Origin of the sequence: Neobacillus sp. DY30 (genome assembly GCF_030123065.1) — a bacterium.
Taxonomy (GTDB): Bacteria; Bacillota; Bacilli; order Bacillales; family Cytobacillaceae; genus Neobacillus.
This window is the reverse complement of the sequence record NZ_CP126093.1, coordinates 4,643,817-4,664,270: the sequence shown is the minus strand read 5'-3', so window position 1 is coordinate 4,664,270 and position 20,454 is coordinate 4,643,817. Positions and strand designations below refer to the sequence as shown.

The following is a 20,454-nucleotide window of genomic DNA, read 5'->3' as shown; positions in this document are numbered from 1 at the left end:
GAAACAATGGGGATTACGATCTTAATTGCAGATGATCATCATGTTGTCAGACGGGGACTGGCTTTTTTTCTAAAAACACAAAAGGATATAGAAATTATCGGTGAAGCAGGTAACGGTCGAGAAGCGGTCGATCTTGCACGAACATTGAAACCTGACCTTATATTAATGGATCTAGTCATGCCTGAAATGGACGGAATTCAGGCTACTAAAATAATAAAATCTGAAATGCCGGAAGTAAAAATCATGATGCTGACGAGTTTCTCTGACCAAGATCATGTGATTCCAGCATTAGAAGCTGGTGCTTCAGGCTATCAATTAAAAGACATTGAGCCTGATGAATTAATCAATTGTATTAAGAAAATCATGAGTGGTGAGAATCAGCTTCATCCAAAAGCCACCTCCCAGCTGCTTGCTAACCTATCAAATAATAATGAAAAAAATGTAATGGAAGAGCTTACTAAAAGAGAACTAGACGTCCTTAGGGAAATTGCCAAAGGCAAAAGTAATAAGGAAATCGCTGCTTCCCTGTTCATTACTGAAAAAACGGTAAAAACACATGTATCCAATCTCCTGGCTAAACTTGAATTAGCAGACCGCACACAAGCTGCTCTTTTTGCGGTAAAGAATCATCTTGTAGAGTAACCGCGGCCAAATATGGCCGCTTTGTTATTTTTACAGAAAATTTTTATTCTTTTTCTTCACAGCGATCTTTTTCAAATCTTTTATGTTTGTATGATAGAATGGAGTACATGAAACGCTGAGGGAGAGAAAGCGATTGTACGAATTTGTTAAAGGAACCGTTGAATTTGTTGGTCCTGAATATATTGTGATTGAGAATAACGGGATCGGTTATCAAATTTCAACACCCAATCCGTTTATTTATGCTGGGAAAATGAATACTAATGTTACTGTTTATACATATCATTACGTTCGAGAAGATTTAATGGCATTATATGGCTTCGAAACTAGAGAAGAAAAAAAGCTGTTTACGAAGTTGTTGAATGTTTCTGGAATTGGACCTAAAGGCGCATTAGCGATTTTGGCTTCTGGTGAGGTACAGCAGGTGGTTTCAGCGATTGAAAATGAAGATGAAAGCTTCCTAGTAAAGTTCCCTGGGGTCGGCAAAAAAACAGCAAGACAAATGATACTAGACTTAAAAGGGAAATTACAGGATATTGTACCGGATTATTTTCCGAATTTATTTAATGCGGATACATTTCCAGCTGCCGTACAGTCGACTAATCATGCTTTTGAAGAAGCTGTATTAGCCTTAAAGGCACTTGGCTATTCAGACAAAGAGGTAAAAAAGATTTCACCTGAGTTAAGAAAAGAACAGCTGTCAACCGACCAATATATTAAAAAAGCCCTGCAGCGGCTTTTAAAATAAGGTGATTAGTCATGGATGAGAGAATTATTTCTAGTGAAGCAAACCAGAACGAACTCTCCTTAGAGCAAAGCCTCCGGCCTCAGAACTTACGGCAATACATTGGTCAGGACCAAGTGAAAAAAAGTCTTGAAATATTTATAGAGGCGGCAAGGCTCCGAAAGGAAACATTGGATCATGTTCTTCTTTACGGACCGCCTGGATTAGGAAAGACGACACTTGCTGTTATCATTGCGAATGAAATGGGTGTAAATATCCGTACTACCTCAGGTCCGGCAATTGAGAGGCCGGGGGATTTAGCCGCCATTCTTACCGCACTCGAACCAGGTGACGTACTATTTATTGACGAAATCCACCGGCTGCCAAGACAAATTGAAGAGGTGCTATATCCGGCAATGGAGGATTTTTGTCTCGATATTGTCATTGGCAAAGGGCCCAGTGCCCGGTCTGTTCGACTAGACCTTCCTCCATTTACGCTTGTTGGCGCTACAACAAGGGCAGGATCTTTATCAGCTCCTCTTCGCGACAGATTTGGAGTTTTGAGCCGGCTCGAGTATTATAAGGAAGACCAATTGAAAAATATAGTACTAAGAACAGCGGATTTATTTGAAACTAAGATTGACGACCAGTCAGCTGCTGAGATTGCAAGGAGAGCCCGCGGTACCCCGAGGATTGCTAACCGATTACTTCGCAGGGTAAGAGACTTTGCACAAGTAAAGGGCAATGGAGAAATTGATCTTGCGTTAGCGAGGGAATCTTTAGAACTATTACAGGTAGACAAACTGGGTCTTGATCATATCGATCACAAGCTGTTAAAAGGAATTATTGAAAAATTCCGGGGCGGACCTGTAGGGCTTGATACGATTGCTGCGTCGATTGGTGAAGAGTCTGAAACAATTGAGGACGTGTATGAACCATATTTACTTCAAATTGGCTTTTTACAGCGTACTCCAAGAGGAAGAATGGTAACCGATTTAGTTTATCGCCATTTTAACATGGAGCCTCCAAAACAGTAATTTTTGATAAGTAGGGATGTTTTTATGAAGGTAGATTTATTTGATTTTCATTTGCCTGAAGAGTTAATTGCACAAGTTCCGCTGCAAAATCGGACTGATAGCAGATTAATGGTAGTGAATAAGGAAACAGGCGAATTGAAGCATGATATTTTTAAAAATATTAGTGAATATTTGCGTGAAGGGGATTGCCTCGTATTAAATGATACAAGGGTACTTCCTGCACGCCTTTTTGGTATGAAGAAAGATACTGGGGCCAAAATTGAAGTATTATTATTAAAGCAGCTAGAAGGGGATCAATGGGAAACGCTCATTAAGCCTGCAAAGCGTGTAAAAGAGGGAACAGAAATAGACTTCGGTGATGGAATCCTAACAGCTGTTTGTACTGGTACCTCCGATCATGGTGGAAGAGTGTTAGAGTTTAAATACGATGGGATTTTCTATGAAGTCCTTGATCGGTTAGGGGAAATGCCATTACCTCCATATATTAAAGAGCAGCTCGATGACAGAGAACGATATCAAACAGTATTTGCCCGTGAACCGGGATCGGCTGCAGCCCCGACGGCAGGTCTTCATTTTACAGAAGAACTGTTGAATGAAGTCAGAGATAAAGGTGTTCATGTCGCATTTATCACTCTGCATGTAGGGCTTGGAACGTTCAGACCTGTAAGTGTAGATGATGTCCTTGAGCATGATATGCACTCTGAGTATTATATGATTACCGAAGGAACAGCACGTTTGCTCAATGAAGTACGCCAAAATGGCGGAAGAATTATAACAGTCGGAACGACATCAACCCGGACACTTGAAACCATTGCTTCTGATAACAATGGAACCTTCATTGAAAGCAGCGGATGGACCAACATTTTCATTTATCCTGGGTACCAATTTAAGGCAATAGATGGAATGATTACGAATTTCCATTTGCCGAAATCAACACTGATTATGCTTGTAAGTGCTCTGGCTGGCAGAGAAAATATCTTACATGCCTACAATAGTGCTGTAGCCGAACGCTATCGCTTTTTTAGCTTTGGCGACGCGATGCTGATCATCTAGGTTCACGATTAGGAAGGAGAAAGAAAATTTGACTGCGATTCGATATGAATTTATTAAAACTTGTAAGCAGACAGGTGCCCGTTTAGGAAGAGTACATACTCCTCATGGATCCTTTGACACGCCGGCATTTATGCCGGTAGGAACACTTGCTACTGTAAAAACGATGTCACCTGAGGACCTAAAAGAAATGGGTGCAGGTATTATTTTAAGTAATACCTATCACTTATGGCTTCGTCCTGGGAATGAAATTATCAGGGAAGCCGGCGGTCTTCATAAGTTTATGAACTGGGACCGTGCGATTTTAACGGATTCAGGCGGTTTCCAAGTATTTAGTTTGAGTGAATTTCGTAAAATTGAAGAAGAAGGCGTTCATTTCCGCAATCATATGAGTGGTGAAAAATTATTTTTGTCACCTGAAAAAGCAATGGAAATTCAAAATGACCTAGGATCTGACATTATGATGGCCTTTGATGAGTGTCCTCCTTACCCGGCTACATATGAGTACATGAAAAAGTCAGTAGAAAGAACGTCTCGTTGGGCGGAGCGCTGTTTGAATGCTCACCAAAGACCGAATGACCAAGGGCTCTTTGGTATCGTACAAGGCGGGGAGTTTGAAGAACTTCGGAAGCAGAGTGCTAAAGATTTAGTTTCGCTGGATTTCCCTGGATACGCCGTTGGCGGACTTTCTGTTGGTGAACCTAAAGACGTTATGAATACCGTCCTTGAATTTACTACGCCGCTATTACCGACAAACAAACCACGTTACCTGATGGGGGTTGGCTCACCAGATTCCTTGATTGATGGGGCCATTCGTGGTATTGATATGTTTGACTGCGTACTGCCAACACGGATTGCCAGGAATGGTACATTAATGACCAGCACTGGACGTCTAGTTGTAAAAAATGCTCAATATGCAAAAGATTTCGGTCCGCTTGACCCTGATTGTGACTGCTACACATGCAGAAATTACAGCCGGGCATATATTCGTCACTTAATAAAATGTGATGAAACATTTGGAATTAGATTAACTAGTTACCATAATCTCTATTTTCTGTTAAAATTGATGGAGAAGGTCAGACAAGCTATCCGAGAGGACCGGCTTGGTGATTTCCGCGAAGAGTTTTTTGAACGTTATGGTTTTAATAAACCAAACGCGAAAAATTTCTAATAGATGCATATTGGAAAGGAGGGAAACAAATGCAAGGATTAGGTTCAATCATTCCATTAATATTAATGTTTGTATTATTTTATTTCCTATTAATTCGTCCGCAGCAAAAACGTACTAAAGCGGTACAACAAATGCAAAACGAATTAAAGAAAGGTGATAAAATTGTCACGATCGGCGGTTTACATGGATTTATCGATTCAATCGATGAAAACAAAGTCGTGATCAAATGTGGAGACGGCAGCCGTCTGACATATGACCGAAACGCCATTCGTGAAGTAACGGAATCTGCAAAGACTTCCACAACTTCAGAAGTTTCTCTAGACAAATAAGAAAAAGGAAGCCAAGAATTACTGGCTTCCTTTTTCTATGCTGTTCTCGAGTTGCTAGAGGCCATGTTTACACCAAGGATTCCACCCATCATCGCAATTAAGGTATAGCAAATATGATAGATGACTTGTTCCACATCAAAAAGTCTATCATAGCCTAAGTACTGTGATAAGAAGATAATGAAGCTATAAATGAACCCAGTTAATCCCCCAATCAGCCAGCCCTTTTGTTTACGCTTTCCTCCAGATAGAAATCCTCCTCCAAATAGACCAATAAAGGAAACCGCAGTTACAATGTATTGAAGTGAGCTTTCTTGCACAGAAGTGAATCTAAGTATGATTGAAAATAACAGGCTGCTGATAATCGCAAATAAGAAAATAAAAATTAACCCGTACAAAATAGCAGTACCAAAGCTTTTTGATTCGATTTTTCTCTCCCCCTTCGGATAAACAGATTCTTACCTAGTACAAGCATATTCACGGCATGTCTAAAGTAGAATCAAATATTTTACAGATTCATTCTAAATTGGAATACAATTCCGTAATGATTAAGCCTGGTTTTGCAAACAATAAATCAGGATGAAAAAAGGGGCGGAATGAAGTGGAAGTATATATAACGATTGCTGTGCGTACAATCCTTTTTTATGCATTAATCCTCTTAATATTTAGAGTAATGGGAAAAAGAGAAATTGGCGAATTAAGTATTCTTGACCTGGTAGTTTTTATCATGATTGGTGAATTGGCCGTGGCTTCTATCATCGAAATCAATAAACCTTGGATTCACACAGCACTTCCAATGATATCTTTAATGATTATTCAATATACTTTAGCTGTTGTTTCATTAAAAAGTAAAAAATTTCGCGATCTTGTCGACGGGAAGCCAACGATTATCATCAACAAGGGGAAAATTGATGAAAATGCAATGAGGAAGCAGCGATACAATTTTGATGATTTACTTACACAATTAAGGGAAAAGGATATCCGCAGTATTGCAGATGTTGAGTTTGCCATCTTGGAATCTTCGGGGAGCCTTTCAGTCATTGAAAAAATGAATAAGCCGAATGGTGAGCCTAAGGAAGGGGATATTACCATTCCGTTAATTATTGACGGTGCGATTGAGGAAGAAAATCTTCTGCGTATAAATAAAACGAATTTTTGGCTTCGTAAGGAATTAAAAAAATTAGGATACCGTGATGTAAGGAAGATTTCATTTTGCAGTTATGAAAATGGTAAGTTTTTTGTTGATATCATGGATGAACAATAAGAAGACACGCGATGCATAAGGGCGTGTCTTCTTTGCGGTCATACCGGAATTAAATTACGTATAATTGGGATTCTTTTTAGATCTTCTTTTTTAATTAAGCCGCCGATTATTAGGAGAATAATGTACATAAGTGACATACCGCTGGCAGCGGACAATACTCTAACTACTAAATTTTCCCCCAAGAGAATATGCTCAAACAGCCAATAGCCAAGGTAAGCAGAGATGGCCATGATGATGGTCCCTTTTACATAATCCCATATATAAAAACTAAATGATATTTTCTTTAATACCGTAGCAAAGTGGAGAACAGTTACAAGTACAAAACCGACGATAATTCCTAACGCCACACCTGTAATCCCAAATGCAGGCTGTGAAGCGAGTAAGAATATCACAGCTGTTTTTACTACGGCCCCAATTAAACTATTTATCATGGCCGCTCTAGCTAAATTCAACGCCTGCAAAACAGCTTGAAGCGGTCCTTGATAATAATAAAATAAGAAGAACGGAGCCATGAGACGAATAAAGTAAGAGCCCTTCGTGGAGCCATACATAAGCTCCATGAGAGGATCCGCCAAAACATACAAGACAATAACGGACAAGCCTCCTGTTAAAAAGGCAAATCTTAATGCCTGCTGCAGCCTATGCTCGATCAATTTATGATTATTTTTTGAGTTTGCCTCACTGATAGCTGGTACAAGTGACGTTGCTAAAGAGTAGGTGATAAACGATGGCAGCAGCAGCAGAGGCATGGCAAAGCCTGTTAATGAACCGTATTGCTTAGTAGCGGCAACGGCAGCCACACCAGCCAGGGCTAAACTATGAGCGACAACAATTGGCTCGAAAAACCAAGATACAGAACCAATCATTCTGCTGCCCATTGTAGGCAAGGCAATTTCCATTAATTCTTTGAATGTTTTTTTTCCGGAATGAACCGATTTGAAAAAATTCTTTCTCACCCTAAAGCGTTTCTTTAATTTAAAGGTAGTCATTAAGTAAATTAACGATACTATTTCGCCAATAATGGCTGCAACCATCGCTGCAGCGGCGGCATATTCAATACCATAAGGTAGGAAAGCCTTTGTCATGACAGCAATTAAAGTTATCCGTACCAACTGTTCTAATATTTGCGAGACAGCAGAGGGGCGCATGTTTTGCCTTCCTTGAAAATAACCCCTTAAAACGGAAGAAACGGCTATAATCGGTACTACAGGTGCTATTGCTACTAATGGATAAAACGTTCTTGGATCAGTGAAGAGAGTGGTAGATAAAATGGGTGCTAACAAGATTAATGCTGGTGTAAAAATTAGTGACAGCGCAATCGTTATTGCCAGTGACACGACCAGAATTTTTTTTGTTTCCTGATGGTTTCCTTTGGCCTCAGCCTCTGCAATATTTTTTGAAATGGCGACTGGGAGTCCCATTTGAGTTAGAGTCACAACAAGGATAAAGGTGGGATAAGCCATCATATAGAGGCCGACACCTTCTTCACCAATACTTCTAGCTATGACAATTCTGTTAATAAATCCGAGTACCCTCGTAATTAATCCTGCTATTAATAGGATAAAGGTCCCTTTTAAAAACTTTGACATACTACTTCCCACCTTCTCAAAAAAGAAGAATTCATATACAATTAATCTATATGCATTAAGGTGGACAAAGCATGACAAGGTGTTTTGATTTTGCGGTAATTAAGAGGGATTTAGGGAGGATATTCAATGGAGAAGAGTCATGCGTACAATCATTTTTTCAGTGATGTAAAACCAGCATTAATCAGCAAATTAGAAGAATTTCGCTTACTTGGTTATCATGACGTATCAGAAAGCGGACTTTGGGATTTCTTAACAAGGAAAAAGTGGAAAAAACCTAAAGCTGAGATAAAACTTTACGAGATCATTGACGATATCTTATCTGTTAAGGTTAGTGATTACATAAGCTTTACTACCATTGAGACATATAAAAATCATGATTTTAATTTAGAAGATGAAAATGAATGGAAAGAGTTACTAAAATAAATTGCCTATTTAGATAAAATTGACAGCATATATAAACTATTTCATAATAAAAGCAATGATTTTTTTATATATGGCTTTACGTTGCAGTGCTTTGGCTAAGCCCTAAGGAGGAACATTACATAATGGTTAAGCGCAGTAGAATAATCGCTTTCTTTTTAGTAGTTATACTATTAGGAAGCACCATAGGAGTTACCACTACAGGCATTTTAAAAGAGATTAAACTAGGTTTGGACCTTCAAGGCGGATTTGAAGTTTTGTATGAAGTTTCACCAGCGAAAAAAGGTCAAAAAATTGACAAAGAAACTTTAGCTAGTACAGCCGAGGCACTTGATAAACGGATAAATGTTCTCGGGGTAAGTGAACCAAATATCCAAATTGAGGGTGAAAATCGGATTCGTGTCCAGCTTGCAGGGGTAACGGACCAAAATGAAGCACGAGAAATTCTGTCTACTCAAGCGAACCTAACTTTCCGTGATGCTAATGACCGCGTTATGATGGACGGTGCTGATTTAGCTGAGAATGGCGCAAGCCAAACCTTTGATGAAAATGGAGCACCTAGTGTTTCATTGAAATTAAAGAGTGCAAATAAATTCAAAAACGTTACAGAAGAAATTGTAAAAATGGCACCGAATAATTATTTAGTTATTTGGCTTGATTTTGAAGAAGGAAAAGATTCATTTAAAACGGAAATTACAAAAGAAAATCCTAAATTTTTATCTGCACCTACGGTAAGAGAGATTTTCAATCAAAATACCGTTTCGATTGTGGGAAGCTTCACAGCAGAAGAAGCACAAGAGCTTGCGTCACTTTTAAACGCTGGTGCACTTCCTGTTAAGCTGACTGAAGTTTATTCAACCTCTGTTGGCGCTAAATTTGGTGAACAGGCATTAAACAAAACCATTCTAGCAGGTATTATCGGGATAGCTATCATCTATTTATTCATGCTAGTTTATTATCGTTTTCCGGGCTTTATCGCCACGATTACTTTATCCATTTATATTTATCTTGTATTGCTAGTCTTTGATTGGATGAATGGGGTTCTAACGCTGCCGGGAATTGCGGCCCTTATACTTGGGGTGGGTATGGCTGTTGACGCCAACATTATCACCTACGAACGAATTAGAGAAGAGATTAAGGTTGGTAAATCAATTAAATCTGCTTTCCAAACTGGAAGTAAAGGGTCTTTTACCTCTATCCTAGACTCAAACTTAACGACGATCTTAACAGCGGCGGTTCTATTTTATTTTGGTACAAGCTCCATTAAAGGTTTTGCCACCATGTTGTTGGTAAGTATTTTGTTAAGCTTTATTACAGCTGTTTTTGGTTCCCGCCTATTACTAGGTTTATGGGTGTATAGCGGCTTCTTAAATAAGAAGGCAGGCTGGTTTGGTGTGAAAAAGTCTGCCATCAAGGACATTGCTGAAAATTATGATACGCTTGATCTGCCAACTAGATGGGACCGATATGATTTTGTAAAGGTTAGAAAATTATTTTTCATGATTTCGGGTACCCTTATTGCTTTAGGCTTAGTGCTTTTACTTTTATTCCGTCTAAATCTCTCCATTGACTTTTCAAATGGTACACGTGTGGAAGTCTTATCGGATAAACCATTGACAACGGAGCAGGTTGAGGCTGCTTTTAACAAGCAGGATATTGACGTAGATGACATTACGCTTTCCGGTAATAACAATGAAATGGCATCAGCACGAATGAAAGATGTATTATCTAAGGATGAAATTGCAAAGCTAAAAACAGCGTTTCATGATGAATTTGGCTCTGACCCAAGTGTAAGTACTGTCTCCCCGACGGTAGGTAAAGAGCTTGCAAAAAATGGGGTAATCGCCCTCATTATTGCCTCAATCGGAATCATAATCTATGTAACAGTCCGTTTTGAGTTTGCAATGGCAGTTGCGGCAATTGCTTCATTGCTTCACGATGCGTTCTTCATGGTTGCTTTTTTCAGTATAACGCGCTTAGAGGTGGATTTAACCTTTATTGCAGCCGTTCTAACCATTATCGGTTACTCTATTAATGATACAATTGTTACATTCGACAGAATGCGTGAAAACCTACAAAAAAAGAAACGACTTAAGACGTTTGAAGATATTGCCGATGTTGTGAATCTGAGTGTTCGTCAAACCTTAACTCGTTCTGTTAATACCGTTTTCACTGTTTTAGTGACTGTTGTGGCAATGATTTTATTTGGAAGTGAATCCATCCTTAATTTTAACATTGCCTTGCTAGTTGGATTGATTGCAGGGGTTTATTCTTCCATCTTTGTTGCGACCAATCTTTGGGTGGTTCTCAAAGCGAAGGAATTGAAAAAGAAGGGTACAATTAAAACGGTCAAGGAAAAAAGAAAATACTCTGATGAGCCTCAAGTATAATCAAATGTTAAAACCGCAGTTATTCTGCGGTTTTTTCTGTTCTAGATTTACGTTGAAAGGAAATGTTTACTCCTGTATAATAAATAAGTCTGAGGGGTGAACGCATGTTAAAGTCGAAAACTAGATGGGTTGTTCGCAAATCTGATCAACAACTAGTAAAAACTCTCGAAAACGAATTGAAAATTACGCCGCTTATTGCGTCGCTGCTTATCAACCGAGGATTAGATACCGTTGATTCTGCACGGTATTTTTTATTTGGAAAGGAGCAATTTCATGACCCCTATTTGTTAAAAGGCATGGATATTGCTGTTAATAGAATTCGGGAAGCTATTGAAAAGAAAGAACCTATATTAATATTCGGTGATTATGATGCGGATGGTGTGAGCAGTACAACGGTATTAATGCTTACCCTTAGGGATTTGGGAGCGAATGTTCAATTTTATATTCCAAATCGTTTTACGGAAGGATATGGTCCGAACGAACCAGCCTTTCGCCGTGCAGCTGAAACGGGAATCAAGCTGATTATCACTGTAGATACAGGCATTTCTGCCATAAACGAAGCTGCAATTGCAAAAGAACTCGGTCTCGATTTAATTATTACCGATCACCATGAGCCGGGTCCTGTTTTACCTGAAGCACTCGCGATTATTCATCCTAAATTGCATGATAGTATTTACCCCTTTCGTGAACTCGCAGGGGTTGGTGTGGCCTTTAAACTAGCCCATGCACTATATGGTGAACTGCCTGAGCACTTGTTAGAAATTGCGGTTATTGGCACTATTGCTGATTTAGTTTCGTTAAAAGATGAAAATCGCCTCATAGCTAAAAAAGGTTTGGAAAAAATGAAAGTTACAAAGAATAAAGGTCTAAGAGCTTTATTAAAAGTGGCAGGTGTAGACATTCAAAGCATTAACGAGGAAACAATCGGCTTTTCCCTGGCGCCAAGAATCAATGCAGTTGGCAGATTGGAAAATGCTGATATGGCTGTAGAACTTTTGCTTACTGATGATTCATCCGAAGCGGAAGCTTTAGCACAGGAAATGGATGAATTAAATAAGACGAGACAATCAATCGTGAATTCCATTACCCTTGAAGCCATAGAAGAGGTTGAACGAAATTATCCCATTGATTCAAATTCTGTACTTGTTATTGGTAAAGAAGGTTGGAATGCAGGTGTAATTGGCATCGTTGCTTCTAGATTAGTGGAAAAGTTTTACCGGCCGACAATCGTTCTTAGCTTTGATAAGGAAAAGGGTCTAGCGAAGGGCTCTGCTCGTAGTATTGCAGGTTTTGATTTGTTTAAAAATCTATCGGAATGCCGGGATATTCTCCCTCATTTCGGCGGTCATCCTATGGCAGCTGGTATGACTTTAAAGTTAGAAGATGTACCTGACCTGCGTCAAAGATTAAATAATTTAGCCAATGAGCAGTTAACAGAGGAGGATTTTATCCCAGTTACCACACTGGATCATGAGATCAAAGTCGAAGAAGTTAATTTATCTTCACTGGATGAACTAAATCTCCTTGCTCCATTTGGAATGGACAATCCTAAGCCGAAGGTGTTAATCAGTAATGTCCAAATATCAACAATGAGAAAAATTGGATCGGAACAAAATCATTTGAAAGTAATGGTTAATGATAATGGTACGAATTTAGACGGAATTGGTTTTGGACTCGGACAATTAGTTGACCATATTTCACCAGCTTCAAAAATTTCATTAATTGGTGAGTTAGCCGTTAATGAGTGGAATAATATCCGTAAACCACAAATTTTTATCCAGGATGTGTCAGTTGAATCGTGGCAATTATTTGATCATCGCGGGGTAAAACGAATTCACTCGATGGTTCATACAATACCTAATGAGAAGCGAAAATATATTATCTTTAACAGAGAACAGCTTGAGAAAATCGACCCAGCTATTGCGGGTGAGGCAATCCTTATTAAAGATGAAGCAGAAGCTAAGGCATTCGATTCTTATCAGGCCAATGTCGTTCTCGTTGACATTCCGCCGTCAAAAGAGTTGCTGCATCATTTATTTAACGGTAAACGCCCTGCTCGAATCTATGCATATTTCTATAAAGAATCGAGTGATTTCTTTAGTACCATTCCTACGAGAGAACACTTTAAATGGTTCTATGCATTTTTGTTAAAAAAAGGGCCGATTGATTTGGGGCGTTATGGGGATGAGATTGCTAAGCACCGCGGCTGGTCAACGGAAACCATAACCTTTATGTCTAAAGTGTTTTCTGAACTAGATTTTGTTACAATAAACAATGGATTTATTACTTTGAATAAAAATTCACAAAAGCGTGACCTTACTGATTCAATTACGTACCAAACCAAACAGGCTCAATATGCAATTGAAAGGGATTTATTATTTTCATCCTTTGAGCAATTAAAGAGCTGGTTTGACGAGATTATTGAAGAATCAGTTATTATCCGAGGAGGAATTACGTAATGGACTTAAAGCAATTTATCGCGATCGTACCAGATTACCCAAAACCAGGTATTACATTCAAGGATATTACCCCATTAATGAACAATGGAGATGCCTACAAGTATGCAACAGATCAAATTGTTGCTTATGCAAAAGATAAACAAATTGATTTAATCGTTGGTCCTGAGGCAAGAGGTTTTATCATTGGCTGCCCAGTAGCTTATTCACTTGGAATTGGCTTTGCACCAGTTCGTAAGGAAGGAAAATTACCGCGTGAAACGGTAAAAGTCAGCTATGGATTAGAATATGGCAGTGATGTCCTTACGATCCATAAGGATGCAATTCAACCTGGACAGCGTGTGTTGATAACAGATGACCTGTTAGCAACAGGCGGTACCATTGAAGCTACGATTCAATTAGTAGAACAGCTTGGCGGTGTAGTTGCTGGGATTGCCTTCCTAATTGAATTATCTTACCTCGAGGGACGCAAGAAACTCGAAGGCTACGACATCATGACTTTGATGAATTATTAATAGTACCCGAGGGCACTCGTAAAAGAGTGCTCTCTTGTTATAATAAAAGAGCTATTTTTTCACTAAATTTCGACACTTTTTTCGCAAAATACAGTAAAATAGTATCTATCCCTTTACTTCTTAGCGTTTTTTTTCGATAATAGAAACAATCATTAGTAACATTCATGAGTAACTAGTTAACATATATAAACATTTAATAATAAAAAAATGATACGAAAAATAAGGTGAATTTTATGGCGAACGATCAAGTGTTAACCGCCGAACAAGTCATCGACAAGACGAGAATCTATTTGAATGAGGAACATTGCGAATTTGTAAAAAGAGCATACGAATTCGCCAAATACTCTCATCGTGAACAATATAGAAAATCTGGGGAGCCTTACATTATTCATCCTATTCAAGTTGCTGGAATACTGGCAGATTTGGAGATGGATCCTGCAACGGTTGCCGCTGGTTTTCTCCATGACGTTGTTGAAGATACAGATGTTACCTTGAAGGACATCGAGACGGAATTTAACGACGAAGTGGCCATGCTTGTCGACGGGGTTACGAAACTAGGAAAAATTAAATATAAATCACACGAGGAACAGCAGGCAGAGAACCACAGAAAAATGTTTGTGGCAATGGCTCAGGATATCCGCGTTATTTTGATTAAGCTTGCTGATCGTTTGCATAATATGAGGACGCTTAAGCACCTTCCTGTTGAGAAGCAGCGCCGGATCTCAAATGAAACACTTGAAATCTTTGCACCTCTGGCCCATCGTCTTGGTATTTCTAAGATTAAATGGGAGCTGGAAGACACTGCATTAAGATACTTAAATCCACAGCAATATTACCGTATTGTTAACCTGATGAAAAAGAAGCGGGCAGAACGAGAACAATACTTAGTCGATGTAATGGATGAAGTTCGCAGTCGGATGAATGAAGTGTCAATAAATGCTGAGCTTTCTGGAAGACCAAAGCATATTTATAGCATTTATCGAAAAATGGTTCAACAAAATAAACAGTTTAGTGAAATCTATGATTTACTTGCCGTTCGAATAGTAGTAAATAGTATTAAGGATTGCTACGCTGTCCTAGGAATCATCCATACATGCTGGAAGCCTATGCCAGGTAGGTTTAAAGATTATATTGCCATGCCTAAGCCGAATATGTATCAATCTCTTCATACCACGGTTATTGGTCCAAAGGGTGACCCTCTAGAGGTTCAAATTAGAACGTCTGAAATGCACCGTATAGCTGAATTCGGGATTGCGGCACACTGGGCTTATAAAGAAGGAAAAGCACTAAGTGATTCCACATCTTATGAACAAAAACTAACTTGGTTTAGGGAAATCCTTGAGTTTCAAAATGACACTGCGAATGCCGAAGAGTTTATGGAGTCATTAAAAATCGATTTATTCTCTGATATGGTTTTTGTGTTTACACCAAAAGGAGATGTAATTGAATTGCCATCCGGTTCCGTACCTATTGACTTTGCTTATCGAATTCACTCTGAGATCGGTAATAAGACGATAGGGGCAAAAGTGAACGGTAAGATGGTCACACTGGATTATCGACTCAAGACTGGTGATATCATTGAAATTCTTACCTCAAAGCACTCCTATGGACCTAGTCAAGACTGGTTAAAACTTGCACAAACTTCGCAGGCCAAAAACAAAATTCGTGCCTTTTTTAAGAAGCAGCGCCGAGATGAAAATGTCGACAAAGGCAGGGAACTTGTTGAGAAAGAAATCCGTGCCATGGAATTTGATTTAAAAGAGATTCTAACAGCTGACAATTTGAAAAAGGTAGCAGAAAAGTTTAACTTTGCCAATGAAGACGATATGTATGCAGCAGTCGGCTATAATGGTGTTACTGCACTGCAGGTAGCCAATCGTTTAACCGAAAAGTGGCGTAAAAAACGGGATCAGGAGCAATCTGCGACGATCACAAATGCTATTTCAGATATGAAGGCATTCCCTTCTACCAAAAAGCGAGAGTCTGGTGTTCGTGTTGCCGGCATCGATAATTTATTAATTCGCTTATCACGATGCTGTAATCCTGTCCCAGGTGACGAAATTGTTGGATTTATTACAAAAGGACGAGGTGTTTCCGTTCATCGAGCCGATTGTACAAACATTGACTCCAATGATGCACAAACCAGATTAATTCCTGTTGAATGGGAATCCTCTTTAAATGACCGGAAAGAATATAATGTCGATATCGAGATTAGTGGTTATGACCGCCGTGGTTTACTTAATGAGGTTCTGCAGGCAGTAAATGAAACGAAAACAAATATTTCAGCGGTTTCTGGCCGGTCTGATCGTAATAAAATGGCAACGATTATTATGTCAATTGCTATACACAATGTCAGCCATTTGCAAAAAGTGGTTGACCGGATTAAACAGATACCAGATATTTATTCGGTCCGCCGGATAATGAATTAGGAGTTTACTAAAAATGCGAGTTGTTGTACAGCGCAGTAAGAATGCAAAGGTAACAGTTAACGGAGAGATAACGGGACAGATCTCTAAAGGTCTTGTCCTTCTTGTAGGCGTAACACATCAGGATACAGAAGAAGACGCAGCCTTTCTAGCAGATAAAATTGCAAACCTAAGGATATTTGAGGATGACGCCGGAAAGATGAATTTATCCTTATTAGAGGTTGGCGGTGAAATTCTTTCTGTATCTCAATTTACTTTGTATGGTGATTGCCGTAAAGGCAGGAGACCCAATTTCATGGAAGCGGCGAGACCAGAACAGGCAAACCCCCTATATGAAACATTCAATGGTTTATTGCGTGAAAAAGGTATTAAGGTTGAAACAGGTGTCTTTGGCGCCATGATGGATGTTGAATTAATCAATGATGGTCCCGTCACTTTAATTGTTGAGAGTAAAGGTTAAAAAATGCTTGGCACTTTCATAGCTGCCAAGCATTTTTTTATTGATCTTTAAAATATCGGGCGAGTCCATTATACAAACCAGTTGCTGCATTTTCTTGGAATTGCCCTGATGTAAGTGTCATTTCTTCCGCTGAATTACTTAGGTAGCCCAATTCCATTAGCACCGCCTGCCTTTGATTTTCACGAACGACATGAAAATCACCTGTACGGACACCGCGGCTTTTTAACCTTGTTTGGGCATTCGTAGAATTATATACATATTCAGCGAGCTTTTTTTGATAGGAATGATAGTAAAAACCTGTCATCCCACGGACACTTCGATCTAGGTTACTATCATAATGTAAGCTGATAAACGCATCTGACTGATGGACACTTGCTAATCTCACTCTTGATGGAAGCGGGAGAAAAGAATCACTGCTTCTTGTAAGAAAAACATTAGCTCCAGCTGCTCTTAACTTATCAGATAAAAGGTAAGCAGTACGCAGTGTTAATTCTTTTTCAAGAGTACCACCTGCACCTGTAGCCCCAGTATCAATACCACCATGCCCAGGGTCAATTACGATGGTCTTCGATTTTAAATAAGCTTCTGCCCCTTGTTTGTCAATTCCGGGTCCGGTTCCATTGTTTGTTACGAGCCATCCGGCAATAAAACCTTTTGTTCCGTTTGGCAATATAATCTCGTACCAATCATTCTCAACACTGCTTATTGGAAAGGACTCTCCCTCGTTGGCTCGTAGAAGTACGTTTGATTGAACGGTGGGGTCCTTCCTTATATTTGTTCCGTTATGTAGTATGGTAACTTTGCTGTCTTTAGCAAGCTCTGTGGTAGTTTCTCTATCCGTGTTGAAGTACCAACCTGCTGCCCAGCCTATTTTTCCAGGTTTGTATTCGATTTTGAACCAACTATTTTTTTCTTCAAGAATGGTGAACTTCTGCCCCTTTGTAATGGAACCAATAATGTTTGAGTTTAAGGTAGTATCGCTGCGGACACTAAGAGTGCTAGCCGTTACTATCCCAATTGTTCCATTTGAAGGATTGGCTGGTTTATTTTTAGTTCCCGTTTGAACATAATCTGCACTAACCCAAGCACGTTGGTTACCGTACTTTATTTCAACCCAGCCATTCTTTTTTGAATAAATCGTTATGGAAGACCCTTTTTCGAGTTTCCCGATCACTCTTCCTGTTGTCGAAGGTTCATTTCGAACATTCAATGTATCAGTAATGTTACCAGTCCCTATTGATTTATTATGATTATCGTCTTTAGAAGTAGTAGATTTAGTATTGAAGTCAAGATATTCTCTTGTAACCCAGCCATCCCCAAATCCGGCTGATATTTTTATCCAGTTTTCATTATCATCTATAACACTGACAGCTTGTCCTTTATTTAAATATCCAATGATGCGAAAATTAGTTCCTGGGCCGGTTCGTACACGTAATTGATCGGTATTTGCTTCTGCAGTCTTGTTATTTGAGTTGTTTAAACCATTTGTTGTTGTTCCATTTGTGGTTTTGGTTACAACCCAATTGGCAACCCAGCCGGTTTTCGCAGCGGAAAGTTGAATTTGAATCCAATCTTCCTGTTCTTTAATAATAGTGAATTTTTCTCCCTTGTTAACTTGTTTCACAAGTTGGTAGCTTAAGCCTGGACCCTTGCGGACATTAACAGTATTTTCAGCTATAGTAAGGGTACCGTTTGCTGCCACACCTATTTCTTGTGGAAGGAATAATCCGAAGGCTACCATGAAACATACAAACATTAGTATATATCTCTTTATCATCCACTCTCTCCCTTCACAATATCTTTCATTTTATCGTAAAAGGGCATGGAAATCATTCCTTAATTGTTAAATATCCACTATTTTGAAATTTACTATCACATGTAAGTTTTTGTGATGGTTGGAAATAATAACAATTATAGTGATTCTTGCGAGGTGATGGGTGATGAGATCGAGCGATAAAGGAAATAGCGTCCAATCTATGGATAGCAGGCTATTTGGTGTGGATTTTCATGATTTTATTCAAAGCGAACAGCATAATACTACGTTTGAGCTTGCCTCCGAATTTGGACTAACGATCGGCGATGTTAGAAAGTTGAAAAAACATCTCCAAAGATCATAAATCCTTCTTGACAATGGAATCAATGCTCCGTAATATTATATAAATAAAAAGCACATGGAAATAACCAATGATGGAGCATAGTAATTAAGCTAAAACATGACAAGAGAGGAAATGCCTTAGGCTGAGAGCATTTCTACATGAACCTTAATGAATGAACACTCCGTAGGCTTCTCTCTGAAAAAGGAAACGGAAGTCCGACTTAAATCGGAAACATCCGCCTCTATTAGGAATAGAACGTATGCAGGCGTTAACTGTAAAAGAGGAAGTGCATGAAAGTTTATGCCTTCAACTAGGGTGGCACCGCGGGAATATAACTCTCGTCCCTTGTATTTATACAAGGGACGGGAGTTTTTTGTTTTTTATAAAATGTTTTACATAGGCTGTGTTAAAGCGAAATGATGATATTTGCACTCTGTTGATTTGCGCGGAAGGCACGAAGACTCCTGCAGGAGTACGGAGCAGGTGAGACCCCACAGGCGCTAGCGCCGAGGAGGCTCACCGCAACGCCTGCGGAAAGCGAAGTGCCTGGAGCGCAAATCAACAGACAAATCTAACACAGCCTTACATAAAAAAGTATGGTAAGGAGGAATTCTGCTATGTCGATTAGCATTCCGAGAGGCACGCAGGACATTCTGCCTGGAGAGGTAGAAAAGTGGCAGCTCATTGAAGCAAAAGCAAGAGAACTTTGTGAAAAATATCAATATCAAGAAATTAGGACTCCAATCTTTGAACATACCGATCTATTTGCTCGTGGTGTCGGTGATACCACTGATATCGTACAAAAAGAAATGTACACATTTGATGATCGCGGCGGCCGAAGTCTCACACTTAGACCAGAAGGTACTGCTGCTGTAGTAAGAGCGTTTGTTGAGAAAAAGATGTTTGGATATCCAAATCAACCAGTAAAACTTTTTTATATGGGGCCTATGTTCCGATACGAACGCCCGCAAGCAGGTCGCTTCCGTCAATTTGTTCAATTTGGTATCGAGGCATTAGGCAGTAACGACCCAGCCATTGACGCAGAAGTTATCTCACTAGCTATGAATTTATACAAGGAAATGGGACTGAAGAAGCTTAAGCTTGTCATCAATAGTCTTGGAGATAAGGAGAGCAGAACCGCTCACCGCAATGCGTTAGTTAATCACTTTCAGCCAAGAATCGGAGAATTTTGTAAAGACTGCCAAAACCGTCTTGAAAAAAATCCATTGAGAATTCTTGATTGCAAGCAGGATCATAATCACGAATTGATGAAAACTGCTCCTTCGATTATTGATTATCTAAATGACGATTCTAGGTCTTATTTCGAAAAATTACAGCAGTATCTAACACAAGTAGAGATTGAGTTTGTTGTAGATCCAAATCTTGTACGTGGATTGGATTACTATAATCACACAGCTTTTGAAATTATGAGCGATGCAGAGGGCTTTGGAGCGATCACCACATTATGCGGCGGCGGACGTTATAACGGTTTAGCCGAAGAAATGGGCGGCCCAGAAACTCCAGGAATTGGATTTGCGATGAGTATTGAACGCTTCATTGCTGCACTTAAGGCTGAAGGCGTTGAGCTCGAAATTAATCAAGGCATTGATTGTTATTTAGCTGCATTAGGTGAAGAGGCAAAGGATTATACAGTAGGGCTGCTGCAGAAGTTAAGGCTAGCTGGTGTTTCTGCTGAGAGAGATTATTTAAATCGAAAAATCAAAGCACAATTTAAAGCAGCTGACCGATTGAATGCAAAGTATGTTGCCGTTCTCGGTGACGATGAACTTACTAATAATAAAATTAATCTTAAAAATATGGCTACAGGCGAGCAATTGGAAATCGAGTTAACACGATTTGTAGAGTATTTTCAAGAACTTAAGAGATAAGA

Annotated in this window: 18 protein-coding genes and 1 other annotated feature; of the genes, 15 read left to right on the top strand and 3 right to left on the bottom strand. The window is 39.3% G+C overall.

What is annotated here, in order from left to right:
- Window positions 1-6: 6 nt before the first annotated feature.
- From QNH29_RS23110 to yajC, 6 genes are all read left to right on the top strand, one after another.
- Window positions 7-642, top strand: coding sequence for a response regulator (locus tag QNH29_RS23110; RefSeq protein WP_283861635.1), 636 nt, complete (start codon window positions 7-9; stop codon window positions 640-642).
- Between the two features lie 133 nt (window positions 643-775).
- On the top strand, window positions 776-1,387 hold the full coding sequence (gene ruvA, locus QNH29_RS23105) for a Holliday junction branch migration protein RuvA (protein ID WP_283861634.1): 612 nt from the start codon (window positions 776-778) through the stop codon (window positions 1,385-1,387).
- A gap of 11 nt (window positions 1,388-1,398) precedes the next feature.
- On the top strand, window positions 1,399-2,400 hold the full coding sequence (gene ruvB, locus QNH29_RS23100; protein ID WP_283861633.1) for a Holliday junction branch migration DNA helicase RuvB: 1,002 nt from the start codon (window positions 1,399-1,401) through the stop codon (window positions 2,398-2,400).
- 24 nt (window positions 2,401-2,424) lie between these two features.
- Complete coding sequence (gene queA, locus QNH29_RS23095; protein ID WP_283861632.1) at window positions 2,425-3,453, top strand: tRNA preQ1(34) S-adenosylmethionine ribosyltransferase-isomerase QueA; 1,029 nt, start codon at window positions 2,425-2,427, stop codon at window positions 3,451-3,453.
- Window positions 3,454-3,481: 28 nt separating this feature from the next.
- Window positions 3,482-4,621: a tRNA guanosine(34) transglycosylase Tgt gene (tgt, locus tag QNH29_RS23090; protein WP_283861631.1), complete on the top strand. Its 1,140-nt coding sequence runs from the start codon at window positions 3,482-3,484 to the stop codon at window positions 4,619-4,621.
- Between the two features lie 29 nt (window positions 4,622-4,650).
- Entirely contained in the window at window positions 4,651-4,950 is a 300-nt protein-coding gene (yajC, locus tag QNH29_RS23085; RefSeq protein ID WP_283861630.1) for a preprotein translocase subunit YajC, read from the top strand.
- 35 nt (window positions 4,951-4,985) lie between these two features.
- Here yajC and QNH29_RS23080 read toward each other — a convergent pair whose 3' ends face one another.
- A complete protein-coding gene (locus QNH29_RS23080; RefSeq protein ID WP_283861629.1) occupies window positions 4,986-5,345 on the bottom strand; it encodes a TIGR04086 family membrane protein in 360 nt (119 codons plus the stop codon).
- A 203-nt stretch (window positions 5,346-5,548) separates the two neighbouring features.
- Here QNH29_RS23080 and QNH29_RS23075 point away from each other — a divergent pair, with 203 nt between their 5' ends.
- Complete coding sequence (locus QNH29_RS23075; RefSeq protein WP_283861628.1) at window positions 5,549-6,211, top strand: DUF421 domain-containing protein; 663 nt, start codon at window positions 5,549-5,551, stop codon at window positions 6,209-6,211.
- Between the two features lie 38 nt (window positions 6,212-6,249).
- Here QNH29_RS23075 and spoVB read toward each other — a convergent pair whose 3' ends face one another.
- The gene (gene spoVB / locus QNH29_RS23070) at window positions 6,250-7,800 is read right to left on the bottom strand and encodes a stage V sporulation protein B (protein WP_283861627.1); all 1,551 of its coding nucleotides are present in this window, start codon (window positions 7,798-7,800) and stop codon (window positions 6,250-6,252) included.
- A gap of 126 nt (window positions 7,801-7,926) precedes the next feature.
- Between spoVB and QNH29_RS23065 the strand changes: the two genes are divergently transcribed.
- The 6 genes from QNH29_RS23065 (at window position 7,927) to dtd (ending at window position 16,467) form a co-directional block, all read left to right on the top strand.
- On the top strand, window positions 7,927-8,223 hold the full coding sequence (locus QNH29_RS23065; RefSeq protein ID WP_283861626.1) for a post-transcriptional regulator: 297 nt from the start codon (window positions 7,927-7,929) through the stop codon (window positions 8,221-8,223).
- Window positions 8,224-8,345: 122 nt separating this feature from the next.
- On the top strand, window positions 8,346-10,610 hold the full coding sequence (gene secDF / locus QNH29_RS23060) for a protein translocase subunit SecDF (protein WP_283861625.1): 2,265 nt from the start codon (window positions 8,346-8,348) through the stop codon (window positions 10,608-10,610).
- A gap of 104 nt (window positions 10,611-10,714) precedes the next feature.
- Window positions 10,715-13,069, top strand: coding sequence for a single-stranded-DNA-specific exonuclease RecJ (gene recJ, locus QNH29_RS23055; protein ID WP_283861624.1), 2,355 nt, complete (start codon window positions 10,715-10,717; stop codon window positions 13,067-13,069).
- Window positions 13,069-13,581, top strand: coding sequence for an adenine phosphoribosyltransferase (locus tag QNH29_RS23050; protein ID WP_283861623.1), 513 nt, complete (start codon window positions 13,069-13,071; stop codon window positions 13,579-13,581). Before recJ ends, QNH29_RS23050 begins: the two co-directional genes overlap by 1 nt.
- Window positions 13,582-13,814: 233 nt before the next feature.
- The gene (locus QNH29_RS23045; protein WP_283861622.1) at window positions 13,815-16,010 is read left to right on the top strand and encodes a RelA/SpoT family protein; all 2,196 of its coding nucleotides are present in this window, start codon (window positions 13,815-13,817) and stop codon (window positions 16,008-16,010) included.
- A 13-nt stretch (window positions 16,011-16,023) separates the two neighbouring features.
- The gene (dtd, locus tag QNH29_RS23040) at window positions 16,024-16,467 is read left to right on the top strand and encodes a D-aminoacyl-tRNA deacylase (RefSeq protein WP_283861621.1); all 444 of its coding nucleotides are present in this window, start codon (window positions 16,024-16,026) and stop codon (window positions 16,465-16,467) included.
- A gap of 37 nt (window positions 16,468-16,504) precedes the next feature.
- On the opposite strand, the gene QNH29_RS23035 is transcribed toward dtd, so the two are convergent.
- Window positions 16,505-18,244, bottom strand: coding sequence for an N-acetylmuramoyl-L-alanine amidase family protein (locus QNH29_RS23035; RefSeq protein WP_283861620.1), 1,740 nt, complete (start codon window positions 18,242-18,244; stop codon window positions 16,505-16,507).
- Window positions 18,245-18,404: 160 nt separating this feature from the next.
- Here QNH29_RS23035 and QNH29_RS23030 point away from each other — a divergent pair, with 160 nt between their 5' ends.
- Both QNH29_RS23030 and hisS read left to right on the top strand, forming a co-directional pair.
- Entirely contained in the window at window positions 18,405-18,584 is a 180-nt protein-coding gene (locus tag QNH29_RS23030; RefSeq protein WP_283865788.1) for a hypothetical protein, read from the top strand.
- A 58-nt stretch (window positions 18,585-18,642) separates the two neighbouring features.
- Window positions 18,643-18,912 (top strand) — a binding site (T-box leader).
- Between the two features lie 268 nt (window positions 18,913-19,180).
- Complete coding sequence (hisS, locus tag QNH29_RS23025; protein ID WP_283861619.1) at window positions 19,181-20,452, top strand: histidine--tRNA ligase; 1,272 nt, start codon at window positions 19,181-19,183, stop codon at window positions 20,450-20,452.
- Window positions 20,453-20,454: the final 2 nt, after the last annotated feature.

Excerpts from the sequence above, each read along its gene's own strand:
- QNH29_RS23035 (WP_283861620.1), bottom strand. The coding sequence starts at position 18,244 with ATGATAAAGAGATATATACTAATGTTTGTATGTTTCATGGTAGCCTTC.
- dtd (WP_283861621.1), top strand. The coding sequence starts at position 16,024 with ATGCGAGTTGTTGTACAGCGCAGTAAGAATGCAAAGGTAACAGTTAAC.
- yajC (WP_283861630.1), top strand. The coding sequence starts at position 4,651 with ATGCAAGGATTAGGTTCAATCATTCCATTAATATTAATGTTTGTATTA.
- spoVB (WP_283861627.1), bottom strand. The coding sequence starts at position 7,800 with ATGTCAAAGTTTTTAAAAGGGACCTTTATCCTATTAATAGCAGGATTA.
- hisS (WP_283861619.1), top strand. The coding sequence starts at position 19,181 with ATGTCGATTAGCATTCCGAGAGGCACGCAGGACATTCTGCCTGGAGAG.
- queA (WP_283861632.1), top strand. The coding sequence starts at position 2,425 with ATGAAGGTAGATTTATTTGATTTTCATTTGCCTGAAGAGTTAATTGCA.
- QNH29_RS23065 (WP_283861626.1), top strand. The coding sequence starts at position 7,927 with ATGGAGAAGAGTCATGCGTACAATCATTTTTTCAGTGATGTAAAACCA.
- QNH29_RS23045 (WP_283861622.1), top strand. The coding sequence starts at position 13,815 with ATGGCGAACGATCAAGTGTTAACCGCCGAACAAGTCATCGACAAGACG.
- recJ (WP_283861624.1), top strand. The coding sequence starts at position 10,715 with ATGTTAAAGTCGAAAACTAGATGGGTTGTTCGCAAATCTGATCAACAA.
- secDF (WP_283861625.1), top strand. The coding sequence starts at position 8,346 with ATGGTTAAGCGCAGTAGAATAATCGCTTTCTTTTTAGTAGTTATACTA.
- ruvB (WP_283861633.1), top strand. The coding sequence starts at position 1,399 with ATGGATGAGAGAATTATTTCTAGTGAAGCAAACCAGAACGAACTCTCC.
- QNH29_RS23050 (WP_283861623.1), top strand. The coding sequence starts at position 13,069 with ATGGACTTAAAGCAATTTATCGCGATCGTACCAGATTACCCAAAACCA.
- QNH29_RS23110 (WP_283861635.1), top strand. The coding sequence starts at position 7 with ATGGGGATTACGATCTTAATTGCAGATGATCATCATGTTGTCAGACGG.